Origin of the sequence: Kitasatospora sp. SC0581 (genome assembly GCF_048159585.1) — a bacterium.
GTDB lineage: Bacteria > Actinomycetota > Actinomycetes > Streptomycetales > Streptomycetaceae > Kitasatospora.
The window spans coordinates 1-305 of record NZ_JBLRWA010000345.1 but is presented as its reverse complement, the minus strand read 5'-3'; the positions used below and the strand labels follow the sequence as shown (position 1 = coordinate 305).

The window sequence follows — 305 nt, the reverse complement described above, 5'->3', positions numbered from 1 at the left end:
GCCACCGGGGTCGGTGCAGCCCTGCTGACCGTTCGGCACCTGCTGCCAGTACATCGAGACCGGGCGGCCCTGGACCAGCCAGCTCCAGGCGTTGGACTGGTAGGTGTGCGGGGTGGAGAGGCCGGTGTTGAAGTCGTACATCTGCTGCTGGTAGTGCCACCAGCTGCGCAGCACTCCGGGCACCCAGGAGGACGGCTGCCCGTCGGCCCACTGCCGGTCGTAGCCACCGCTGCTGACGAACCATCCGGTCCAGGAGAGCAGGTAGACCAGGGCGGCGGCGCCGACCGTGGAGAGGAAGGCCGGCA

1 pseudogene is annotated in these 305 nt (G+C 69.5%); it reads right to left on the bottom strand.

From position 1 onward, the window contains the following. Nucleotides 1–305, bottom strand: a pseudogene (locus ACLWS4_RS38395) (phospholipid carrier-dependent glycosyltransferase); the annotation flags it as partial.